Below are 11,964 nucleotides of genomic sequence, written 5' to 3'. Positions count from 1 at the left end.
GAATAATTGTGCGTACAATAAAAGACTTTTATACAAATTCAGTGTCATATAATAATGAGAAAATCTTTGTTCAAGGATGGATAAGAAATTGTCGTTTTCAAAAAAAAGTATTTTTTATTAACTTAAACGATGGAACTTGTTTAAAAGATTTGCAAATTGTTTGTAAAGAAAATATTACTATTGATTTTAACTATATAAAAGAAAAATTACAAATTGGTGCAGCTATTTATGTTACAGGTCGTTTTATAATGACATCTGATTCTGTACAACCTTTTGAATTATTAGCTTCAAAGATTATCATTTTAGGAACAAGTTCTAATCAGTATCCTATTCAACCCAAAAAACATTCTAGAACTTTTTTGCGTCAGTTAACACATTTGAGATTGAGAACAAAACTGTTTGGGGCTATTTTTAGAATCAGAAGTTCTGTTTGTCAAACAATACATAATTTTTTTCACCAAGAAGGTTTTTTTTATATTCAAACTCCTATTATTACTTCAGGTGATTGTGAAGGAGCAGGGGAATTATTTCAAGTCACTACTTTAGATTTAAATCAAATTCCATTAGATAAAAATCGCCATGTCAATTATCAAAAAGATTTTTTTGGTAAAAAAACTTTTTTGACTGTTTCTGGACAATTAGAAGCTGAAGCTTTAGCATTATCTTTGAATAAAGTTTATACCTTTGGACCTACTTTTAGAGCAGAAAATTCTCATACTACCAGACATATTTCTGAATTTTGGATGATTGAACCTGAAATGGCCTTTTATAATTTACAACAAAATATCGAATTAGCTCAAAAAATGTTACAAAAGGTGATTCAAAAATGTTTAGAAGAAAATATACAAGATTTTGAATTTTTACAACAGCATATTGAAACTCAATTAATAGAAAGACTCCGCACTGTTGTTCATTTAAAAGTATTTCCGAAAATTACATATGAAGAAGCATTATCAATTTTACTTAAAAGTAACGTTAAATTTGAAAATAAAATTTTTTATGGTGCGGATTTAGCTTCTGAACATGAAAAATTTTTAACAGAAGTTTATTTTAAAACACCTGTTTTTATAATTGATTGGCCCATAAAAATCAAAGCTTTTTACATGAAAAATAACTTAGATAATAAAACTGTTGCATCCATGGATTTATTAGTTCCTAAAGTAGGAGAATTAATCGGAGGTTCTCAAAGAGAAGAAAATTTAGATGTTTTGATGCAAAAAATTAAAGATTTTAACATTAATAGAAAAGAATTAGAATGGTACTTAGATTTACGCCGTTTTGGTAGTTGTATTCATTCAGGTTTTGGCGTCGGTTTAGAAAGACTTTTAATTTACATGACAGGCATAGATAATATTAGAGATGTTATTGCTTTTCCTAGAGTTAATAAATAACTTCATTTAAAAATTCATTTGTTTAATATTTTTTTAATAAAGGAAAAGGAAAATTATATACATGGGAATTATATTAAATAATATTTCAAAAATTTTTGTGAATGAACAAGATAAAAAAACACATTATGCAATTAAACAAATTAATTTAAATATTCCAACAGGCGAATTGGTTAGTTTATTAGGTCCTTCAGGTTGCGGTAAATCAACTATTTTACATATTATTGCAGGATTACTGACAGCTACCGAAGGAACAATTTTTTTTCATGGTAAAGAAGTTACCCATCTGCCACCAGAAAAAAGGGGAGTTGGTTTAGTTTTTCAAAATTATTCTTTATATCCTCATATGACTGTTAGACAAAATATTATGTTTCCATTACAAAATTTAAAAATGCCAAAAGAACAAATTAAAGAAGAAGTAGAAAAAATTTCAGTTTTAACTTCTATTGAAGAATATTTAGATAAAAAACCCAGTGCACTATCCGGAGGTCAACAACAAAGAGTTGCGATTGCACGAGCTTTAATTAAAAATCCAAAAGTTTTGTTATTAGATGAACCATTATCTAATTTAGATACAAGATTACGTATTAGAATGAGAGGGGAAATTCGTCGTATTCAAAAAAAAACAAAGATTACAGCTATTTTTGTTACTCACGATCAAGAAGAAGCAATGTCTATTAGTGATAAAATTTATGTAATGAATAAACAGCAAATTCAACAACAAGATATCCCTTTAAATATTTACAATAATCCTTCTAATTTATTTGTAGCTTCTTTTTTAGGTTCTCCTCAAATTTCCATTTTTAATGGTAAAATTTTCAAAGGAAAATTATATATTGGTTCTTGTATCATTGTAACTGATCATAAATGGCAAAACATAAACAAAGAAGTTTATATAGCTATTCGCCCAGAAGGGTATATAGCAACTAAAAAAAATGGAATTTTAGAAGTAGAAGGAATTGCAATAGAAAATATCGGTAGAGAAGTTTTTTTATTAGCAAAACATCCTGAGGCTGTTTATCATAATTTTCAAATTTTAATTCCTTCAGAACAACAAGATAATATAGATTTAGCAAATGTTAATAAAAAAAGATTCACTTTTAATATTCAAAAGGATAAATTTTTTTTATTTGATAAAAAAGAAGGTAATAGGATTTTTTAAGATGTTTGATATTATAAATCAAAAAAATAATAAACATTGGTGGTATTTATCTCCTGCTTTAATAATTTTGGTAATTTTTACTTTTTTTCCTTTAACGAAAACATTTATTATTTCTTTAAGTAGAGATTATAATAAATTTAATGATCATTTTACGGCTACATTTAATTTTGAAAATTACCGAAATGTTTTTAAGGATCCAGAATTTCTTATATCTCTTCGCAATACTTTAATATTAGTTTTTTTTACTGTTCCTATTTCTTTGTTTATCTCTTTAATAATCGCTTTAACTTTGAATAGTATTCAAAACCGTTTTTTTAAGGATTTTTTAAAAACTTTTTTTTTCTTGCCATTATTATCTAATATAGTTATTATGGGTATGGTATTTAGTATTATTTTTTATTATAACTATGAAATGGAAAATTATCCACAAGGTGTATTTAATAGTTTTTTATCTTCTGTTTTTCATATTAAACCACAACAATGGATAACTAATACAGCTCCTTACGAACATAAAATGTTTGTATTGATTATTTATAATATTTGGACGCGTCTTCCTTTTAAAATTTTTGTTTTTGTTCTTGCTTTACAAGATATTAATAAATCTTATTATGAAGCTGCCAAAATAGATGGTGCTTCTCGTTTTCGTATTTTTTTTAAAATTACTTTACCATTACTGATTCCTATTATTTTTTATCAATTTATTATTGAAATGTTAGCAATTTTTAAAGAATACGAGTCAATTATAGGAATTTTTGCTAATAATATTAATTATGAAATTAGAACTATTGTGGGTTATATTTATGCTCAAACTTCTAATTTTTCTTATAATTCTTATTCAAAAGGAGCTACTGCAGCAATGATTTTATTTTTTATTTCGGTTTTATTCACTGTTTTAAGTTTTTATTTTTCGAAGAAAAAAATAAATTATTAGGTATTTGTGATGAAAGAAATTAACATTTCTTGTTTCTTTAAAAGAGTATGGAATAGTATTAAGAAAAAGTATAAAAGTATTAGTTTTTTTGCGATATTAAAATATTCTTTTTTATTTTTTATTTCATGTTTTTTAACTTTAGCTTTTTATGCGATGTTTATTATGTCTTTGAAAAACAACGACGATATTATAAATAATAATATTTTATCGTTTCCTAAAAATGGTTGGCATTGGGAAAATTATCTATCAGCTTTCCAAGCCTTCAAATTTTTCCGATATCTTTGGAATACTTGTCTTATGGTATTTTTCTCGACTTTATTTGGAACTATAATATGTATTATTACAGCTTTTGCTTTAACCATGTTTGAATTTCCTTTAAAAAACGTCGTTTTCAAGTTATTGTTATTAGGTTTAATGATTACTAGCGAAACCTTAATTTTAACTAATTATCGTACAGTCGCTAATTGGGGGATGGTGAATGCTGGTTATGGCACTGAATTTCCTGGAGGAGTTTATTTTGCTATGACTTTACCTTATTTAATCAATATTGTTCATATCTTAATTTTAATAAGAGCTTTTCAACGCGTTCCTAAAGAGTTATATTATACATCAAAAATTGATGGTGCGACTGATTGGTATTATTTATGGAAAATTTTAGTACCCATTACAAAAGCTACTATTATAATTACTGTTATTTTTCGTATTGTTGCTGCATGGAATGCTTATGCTTGGCCAGAATTAGTAGGTGGTGAATTATTAACTAATATGGCTCGTAAAACGTTTAATAACGAATCAGGAATTGACGCTGTTAATATCCAAATGGCGATCGCTGTTTTGATTAATTTACCTTTATTTTTTATTTTTATATTCTTTAAAAAATATATTGTTTCTGGAGAAAATAGTAGTGGTATTAAAGGATAAATGGACAAATATTCCTAAAAAATTTATAAAAGATATTTTTTTTGTTATTTTATTATTTTTTATCTTATTTATTTTTATTTTGATAATAAATACTACTAAAACTCCAAATAAACCTGAAGATTTTCAGCCTACATATCAAAAAGTATCAGAATGGTTTAAAAAATACAATACTGAAGAACAACAACAAGAATATTTTCGAAATTCAAAAATGAAGAAGGTCGAAATTGTTTTTTGGCATAATTTATTTCCTGAAGAAATCAAAGTTATGCAAAAAATTGTAAAGGAATTTGAAGAAAAATATACTCAAATTAAGGTAAGAATAAATCATAAAGGTGGTTGGGAAGAAATTACGCGTAGCGTTACTAACGCTTTACCAATTAATAAACAACCACATTTAGTTGTTTCTTATCCAGATCATATTGAAATTTATTCTAAATCTAATAAAGTAGTACCTTTAAATGAATTTATAACACAAGATAAAGCTAAGAATAACGAACAAATCCAAAAACAAATATTCCCAGATTTTCTTCAACAGGATTCAAATAAAAATAATTATTTGCCTTTTTTAAAGACTACTGAGGTTATGTTTTATAATAAAGATTTATTCCAGAAGATTAGAGGATTAAAAAATCAAAAAGAGGAAGTGTTAATAGATCAATATGGTGAAATAAAAAAATCAAATATTGAATGGTCTGACATGGAAATAATATGCGAAGCTTTGAAAAAAACCATTTCAAATCCAGATTTTATACCTATAATATATGAAAGTGAATCTAATGTAATTAATTATAATTATAGATATGAATATAATGATGAAAATGAAAAAAATTTCCCCACAACAAAAGAAGAAGCAACAAAATTATTGAAAAACTATCAACCTCTTTTAAGAACTATAAGATACTTTAAAAAATTATATGACAAACAATATTTAACAACTTCTAAATTAAATAAAAAAAATAAAAATGCTAAAGATTTATTTTATAAAGGAAAATATGGTATATTTATTTCTTCCACTAGAAGAACCAATAATTTTTTTGATTTAAATTTTGAACTAGGATTTCATCAAATTCCTATTATGAACAAAGAAAAAAAAGACCAAAATAAAGTCAAAGGTACTAATCTGGCACAAGGTTCTAATATTAATTTATTTTATTCACCTAAAGAAGATGAAATGATAGCTTCTTGGATGTTTTTAAAATATTTAGTTTCTATGCAAACATATGAAAAATTATTTAATGAAAAAAGTGGTTTATGTATAGTGAGAAAAGATTTAATAGATAAATTACAAAAACAATACGATGATAAAAAAAAATTATTACCAAAAAACACAAAAAAACAAGGAAAAGAATTTGTTAAATTAGAATTTTTAAAATTTGCACTTGAACTAGCAAAACCAGAAGAAAATCGTCAAAATAGAAAGTTTTTCATTACTCCTTTTTTTGAAGATGTATATATTTTCCGCGATTTATTAAAAGATTTATTTGTTAAAATTTTATCACTTGAATTGCAAGGAAGAGAAATGGAAAAACAAATAGATAAAATATTTCAAGAAGCATACGAGAGATTCACAACAATATAATTTTCTTTTTGATTTTCCTTGTGATAATAATAAATTGAAAATAAAATTAATAATTATCAATATTTTAAAATTAAATAGAAAGATTTAAGAAAATGAAATATATTAAAGAACAAATTAATAAATTTGATACAATCATTATTCATGGTCATATTAGACCTGATGGTGATTGTTATGGTTCACAATTCGGTTTGAAAGATATCATTTTGACTAGTTTTCCTTATAAAAAAGTATATGTGGTAGGCGAAACAAATCCTAAATTAGAATTTTTAGGAAAAATGGATATAATTACTGATGAGATTTATCAAAAAGCTTTAGTTTTGATAGTTGATTGTGGTACAAGTGTTGTCATTAGTGAACCAAGATATAAATTAGGTAAAAAGATTATTCGTATAGATCACCATTTATTAGTCGAAAAAATTGGACATTATCAATGGATAGATAGTTCTTTTTCTTCTTGTTCAGAAATGATGTTTCATTTCAAAGAAAAATGTAATTTAAAATTAAGCTTCAATGGAGCTATTTCAATATATGTTGGAATGGTTAGTGACACTGGTTCATTTCGTTTCCAAAGAGTTAATTCAGAAACTTTTCGTATCGTTTCTGAATTATTAAAAAATTATTCATTTAATATTTCTGAAATTGATCAAAAAATAAATAAAAACAATATTAATATGTTAAAATTTCAAGGTTATGTATGTAATAATTTTCAAGCAGAAAAAGGGGTACTTTATATTAAAATCATTGATGAAATTGTAGAAGAATTAAATTTAAGTATTGAAGAAATTTTTTCTAAAATTAATATTTTGAGTAATGTAGAAGGTTATCCATTGTGGGCTTTTATAAAAAAACTAACTACTAATAAATGGAAAATTAGTATTCGTTCTTCAGGACCACAAATATCTCATATTGCTCATCAATTTGGTGGAGGAGGGCATCAGCATGCTTGCGGAATTATTGTTGCTAATGAAGAACAAGTTGATGCCATAATAAGCTTAATGCAAGAAAATGCTATGGAATTTAATAAAAAAACAAAATAAATTTTTTTATTACTAAAACCAAAATTAAAAAACGATAGGTTAAATGCAAATTATGTTTAAAGAAGATACTATTGCAGCTATTGCCACTCCTTTAGGCACAGGAAGTATTAGTGTTATTAGGATTAGCGGTAATCAAGCTATTGAAAATGTTAGTCAAATTTTTTTACATAAGAAACCTAAAACTATTTTAGCTCAAGTAGCTTCGCATACTGTTCACCATGGTTTTATTTTGGACAAAAATCAAGAAATTTTAGATGAAGTTTTAATTACTATTTTTAAAAATCCTAATTCTTTCACTGGCGAAAATGTAGTAGAAATTTCATGTCACGGAGGAATTTTAGTCACACAATTAGTATTAGAAAGCATTTTATCAACTAATACACGTTTAGCACAACCAGGAGAATTCAGTAAAAGAGCTTTTTTAAATGGAAAAATAGATTTAGTCCAAGCAGAAGCGATTATGGATTTAATCGCTTCTAAAAATAAAAACGCAATCAAATTAGCTCATCATGGACTTCAAAAAAAACATTCTCAATTAATTACAAATTTAAATAATGATATTTTAACTTTAATTGGTAAAATTGAAGTTAATATTGATTATCCGGAATATGAAGATATTCCTACTATGAATCATAAAATTATTAGACCACAAGTAGAAATTTTAATACATAAAATACAAAACATCTTACGACATTCAATAAAAACAAGAATTTTAAAAGAAGGTATTAAAATTTTAATCATTGGAAAACCTAATGTAGGTAAATCTAGTTTATTAAATACATTAGCAGGAACAGAAAGAGCTATTGTATCTGATATTGCAGGTACAACTAGAGATTTCGTTGATACAAATATCAACATTAATGGAGTGAATTTGAATTTAATTGATACTGCAGGTATTCGTGAAACTAATGATTCTTTAGAACAAATAGGCGTTCAAAAAGCAAAAAAACTTTTGTACGAAACAGATTTAGTTTTATTAGTGTTAGATCAAAGTAATCTTTTAACATCAGAAGATGAAAAATTATTGAAATTAACACAAAAACACACAAGAATTTTAATCGGCAGTAAAGCAGATTTGAATCCTATATGGAAACCTTTTCGATTTGAAGAAGAAATTATTTTAATTTCTAATAATACAAAAGAAGGGATACAAACTCTTAAGAAAAAAATTTTAACAACTTTCCAATTAGATTTTGTAGAAAAACAAGATTTTAATTATTTTTCAAATGTTCGTCATATACAACAATTAAATATTGCTTTAAATGCTTTGCAACATGTGATTCAAGAGATTAACGAAGAACTTCCAATTGATATGCATACAATTTATTTAAAAGAAGCTTTTCAAGCTTTAGGAGAAATTTTAGGATATAACACCGAAGATCAATTAATTAAGGAATTATTTTCTAAATTTTGTTTAGGAAAATAAGCGATTTGAAAATAAATCAAATTTACAACATATCTACAAAAGATAATAATAATATTAAATAAAAATATTCGATAATTTTAGAGATTTTCTTATTTAATATTATTTTTTTAATATAATTAATGGAATAATAAAATTCAAAATAAAGAATTTTATGAATAAATATATATAAGGAATTAAAAAATATGATGATTAATATTAAAATTGGAATTAATTCTGCAATACAAGTTTTTCCAGTAGGAATAACACCACTTACTCTTATCCAACAAAAATTAATATCTTATCAAAATAAACCTATAGCAGCACTTTTTAATCAAAAATTAATAGAATTAAAACAAAGTTTAACAGAAAATGGTTATTTAGAAATTTTAGATCATAAAGATTCTCGTGTTTTAGAAATTTTAAATCATAGCGCAGCCCATTTAATGGCGCAAGCAATTAAAAGAATTTATCCTCATGCGCTTTTAACTATTGGTCCAACTATTAAAGAAGGTTTTTATTATGATATTGATTTTGGAGATACTATAGTTTCAGAAAAAGATTTTATTCAAATTGAAAAAATAATGTATCAAATAACAGAAGAAAAATTAGATATTGAACGTAAAGAAATTGATTATAATGAAGCTCAAAAATTATTTGAAAATAATCATTATAAAAAAATCATTTTAGAAAAAATTAAAGATGATCAAATAAGTATTTATTCTCAAGGCGAATTTTACGATCTTTGTCGAGGCATTCATCTGACTAATACTAATGATATTAAAAACTTTAAACTTTTAAAAATTTCTGGTGCTTATTTTAAAGACGATATGAGACAAAAAAGTTTAACTAGAATTTATGGGATTGCTTTTTTTCAAAAAATAGATTTAAAAAATTATTTAAATTTGTTAAAAGAAAGACAATCAAGAGATCATAAAAATATTAACAAAGAACAAAATTTTTTTATGTTAAACTCAGAAATAATAGGTATGGGTTTACCTTTTTGGTTACCTAAAGGAGCAACAATTCGCCGTATTATCGAAAGATATATTATCGATAAGGAAATTCATCATGATTATCAACATGTTTACACACCTATCTTAGCTAATACTAAATTATATGAAACATCAGGACATTTAGAACTATATAAAGACGATATGTTTCCTATAATGTTTACTAAAGATGAAAAACTAGTATTACGACCAATGAATTGCCCTCATCATATGATGATTTTTAAACAACAATTACGTAGTTACAAAGATTTACCAATTAAAATTGCTGAATTAGGAATGATGCATCGTTATGAAAATTCAGGAGCTGTTGCTGGTTTACAAAGAGCGAGAGAAATGACATTAAATGACGCTCATATTTTTGTTCAAGAAAATCAAATCCAAAAAGAAATTATTAAAATTATTAATTTAATTGTAGAAGTTTATAAAGATTTTAATATTACTGAATATTTTTTTAATTTAAGCACTAGGGATCTTAACAATAAAAAGAAATATTTACGTGATGATGAAATATGGAACAAATCCGAATTAACCTTGAAAAACATTTTAAAAGATTTGAATATATCATTTCAAGAAAAAATAGGAGACGCTGCTTTTTATGGTCCTAAAATAGATGTTCAAGTGTTAAATGCTTTAGGTCACGAACAAACATTATCTACTATACAATTAGATTTTTTATTACCTAAGCGTTTTGATTTAACTTATATCGGAGCAGATAATCTTAAACATCATCCTATTTTGATTCACAGAGCAATCATATCTACTATGGAAAGATTTATTGCTTATTTAATAGAAAAAAATAAAGGAGTTTTCCCTTTATGGCTTGCTCCCATACAAATTGTTTTAATTCCTATTAATAATTCAGCTCATTTAGAATACACACAAAAAATTAAAAATATTTTAACCAAAAATAATTTTCGAGTTAAATTGAATGATACAGAATCTAGTTTAGGTTTTAAAATTAGAAAAGCGCAAAAAGCAAAAATCCCTTATCAAATTGTTATAGGAGAACAAGAAATTAAAAACGATCTTTTAACTATTCGTCGTTATCATAATCAACAACAAGAAAAAATGACTTTATTAAAATTTATTGAAAATATAAAAAAAAATATAGAAACTAAAAAACAACTGTAATTCAACAATGTATTAAATATAATTAAATATATTTATATTATTAACTTGAAATTATTTAATTTTTTTTATATCTAATGAGGTTCCTGATATATTAGATAAAATTTGTTTTTGGATATTTAGAAAATAACTTGGTGTTAAATTGGTTGTTGGTTTGGCTATATTGATTTGAATTTCATTTAAATCAAAACGAAGAATCAAATGAACATGATAATGCAAAACTGTTTGCCCAGCGATTATCCCATTATTATTAACTAAATTCAAACCTGAAGCGTTAAAAGTTTTCAATAAAATTTTACTTAATTTATGTACTACGCTAAATAAATAAGTAAAGACATATTCTGGTACTTCCATAATGTTAGTATATTCTTTTTTAGTAATGACTAAAGTATGACCTTTCGTTGATTGTGTTATATCTAAAAAAGCCATTACAAGATCATCTTCATAAAGGATATAACTAGGAATTTCTTTTTTAATAATTTTCGTAAAAATACTAGACATATTATCACCTTTTTCAATTTATTCAACTCATATTTTTAACTTTATTATAACAAAATTAAATTATAAAAATCACCAACAATTTATCATTAATATAGATATATTTTTTAGTTAATATTCGATAATATGAAAAAAATTCAATAATTATTGAAAAAAAAGGAATATCATAAAAATAATATGCCAATAATTTAAATTATTAGAAAATATATTATATAATGTAAGTATGAATAATGAAATGAAATTAATTTTAGCGATTGTTTCAAGTGAAGATGCTAATAAAGTACAAAATAGTTTAAATAAAGCTAATTTATTCAACACTAGATTATCTACTAAAGGAGGTTTTTTGAGAGAAACAAATGCAACTTTTATTATCGGTTTAAAAACAGATAAAGTAAAACAAGCTTTAGAAATTTTCAAAAAACAATCAAAAACTAAAACACAATTAATTCCGAACAATATTTTAAATGAATTCGATGCTTATTATTCTTTACCATCAGAAATTTCCATTGGTGGTGCAACTGTTTTTGTTTTAGATGTTGAACAATTTTGTAAATTATAAAGATGCAAAATAATAATGATAAATTCAAAAATTTAAAAAAGGAGTGTAAAAATGGCTTTAACTAAAGAAGAAAAACAAAAAATTATTGCTCAAAATACAGACAAAGTAAATAATACAGGAGATATCAAAGTGCAAATAGCTATTTTATTTCAAGAAATTCAAAAATTAAAAAAACATTTGAAGAAACATCCTAATGATTTTCAATTTAAACGTGGCTTGTTAATTAAAAACAGAAAAAGAAATGCATTGATTAGATATGCAGCTAAAAAAAATAAAATTTAAATAAAAAAACAACATCAATAATTAAAAACGTAAATAAAAAAACTATCTTAATGAATTCATTAAG

At 24.4% G+C, this 11,964-nt stretch carries 11 protein-coding genes; 10 read left to right on the top strand and 1 reads right to left on the bottom strand.

Annotation, left to right across the window (positions count from 1 at the left end; all coding sequences use genetic code 11):
• The first annotated feature begins 5 nt into the window (after nucleotides 1-5).
• The 8 genes from asnS to thrS all read left to right on the top strand — a co-directional run bounded on the left by asnS (nucleotide 6) and on the right by thrS (nucleotide 10,564).
• Nucleotides 6-1,391 (top strand): asparagine--tRNA ligase, encoded by a 1,386-nt coding sequence (gene asnS / locus AlmWB_RS01375; RefSeq protein ID WP_192833073.1) that lies wholly within the window; start codon nucleotides 6-8, stop codon nucleotides 1,389-1,391.
• A gap of 61 nt (nucleotides 1,392-1,452) precedes the next feature.
• On the top strand, nucleotides 1,453-2,550 hold the full coding sequence (locus AlmWB_RS01370; protein WP_050337331.1) for an ABC transporter ATP-binding protein: 1,098 nt from the start codon (nucleotides 1,453-1,455) through the stop codon (nucleotides 2,548-2,550).
• Between the two features lies 1 nt (nucleotide 2,551).
• Nucleotides 2,552-3,481, top strand: coding sequence for a carbohydrate ABC transporter permease (locus AlmWB_RS01365; protein ID WP_050337341.1), 930 nt, complete (start codon nucleotides 2,552-2,554; stop codon nucleotides 3,479-3,481).
• A 9-nt stretch (nucleotides 3,482-3,490) separates the two neighbouring features.
• Nucleotides 3,491-4,402: a carbohydrate ABC transporter permease gene (locus AlmWB_RS01360; RefSeq protein WP_050337329.1), complete on the top strand. Its 912-nt coding sequence runs from the start codon at nucleotides 3,491-3,493 to the stop codon at nucleotides 4,400-4,402.
• Nucleotides 4,386-5,981, top strand: a complete 1,596-nt coding sequence (locus AlmWB_RS01355; protein WP_050337327.1) for an ABC transporter substrate-binding protein — start codon at nucleotides 4,386-4,388, stop codon at nucleotides 5,979-5,981. The genes AlmWB_RS01360 and AlmWB_RS01355 overlap by 17 nt, the downstream gene beginning before the upstream one ends.
• Before the next feature lie 92 nt (nucleotides 5,982-6,073).
• Nucleotides 6,074-7,018, top strand: coding sequence for a DHH family phosphoesterase (locus tag AlmWB_RS01350; protein ID WP_050337325.1), 945 nt, complete (start codon nucleotides 6,074-6,076; stop codon nucleotides 7,016-7,018).
• Between the two features lie 52 nt (nucleotides 7,019-7,070).
• Nucleotides 7,071-8,444, top strand: a complete 1,374-nt coding sequence (gene mnmE, locus AlmWB_RS01345) for a tRNA uridine-5-carboxymethylaminomethyl(34) synthesis GTPase MnmE (RefSeq protein ID WP_050337339.1) — start codon at nucleotides 7,071-7,073, stop codon at nucleotides 8,442-8,444.
• 185 nt (nucleotides 8,445-8,629) lie between these two features.
• Nucleotides 8,630-10,564, top strand: a complete 1,935-nt coding sequence (gene thrS, locus AlmWB_RS01340) for a threonine--tRNA ligase (protein ID WP_050337337.1) — start codon at nucleotides 8,630-8,632, stop codon at nucleotides 10,562-10,564.
• 51 nt (nucleotides 10,565-10,615) lie between these two features.
• On the opposite strand, the gene AlmWB_RS01335 is transcribed toward thrS, so the two are convergent.
• Nucleotides 10,616-11,062, bottom strand: a complete 447-nt coding sequence (locus AlmWB_RS01335) for an HIT family protein (RefSeq protein ID WP_050337323.1) — start codon at nucleotides 11,060-11,062, stop codon at nucleotides 10,616-10,618.
• A gap of 232 nt (nucleotides 11,063-11,294) precedes the next feature.
• Here AlmWB_RS01335 and AlmWB_RS01330 point away from each other — a divergent pair, with 232 nt between their 5' ends.
• Together AlmWB_RS01330 and AlmWB_RS01325 are read left to right on the top strand one after the other, a co-directional pair.
• Nucleotides 11,295-11,618: a cyclic-di-AMP receptor gene (locus AlmWB_RS01330; RefSeq protein ID WP_050337335.1), complete on the top strand. Its 324-nt coding sequence runs from the start codon at nucleotides 11,295-11,297 to the stop codon at nucleotides 11,616-11,618.
• 51 nt (nucleotides 11,619-11,669) lie between these two features.
• Entirely contained in the window at nucleotides 11,670-11,900 is a 231-nt protein-coding gene (locus AlmWB_RS01325) for a 30S ribosomal protein S15 (RefSeq protein WP_050337321.1), read from the top strand.
• The last annotated feature ends 64 nt before the right edge of the window (nucleotides 11,901-11,964 follow it).

Origin of the sequence: Candidatus Phytoplasma phoenicium (assembly GCF_001189415.1) — a bacterium.
Classification (GTDB): Bacteria; Bacillota_I; Bacilli_A; order Acholeplasmatales; family Acholeplasmataceae; genus Phytoplasma; species Phytoplasma phoenicium.
Note: the sequence above shows the minus strand (reverse complement) of the source record. Positions and strands in the feature narration are given on the sequence as shown.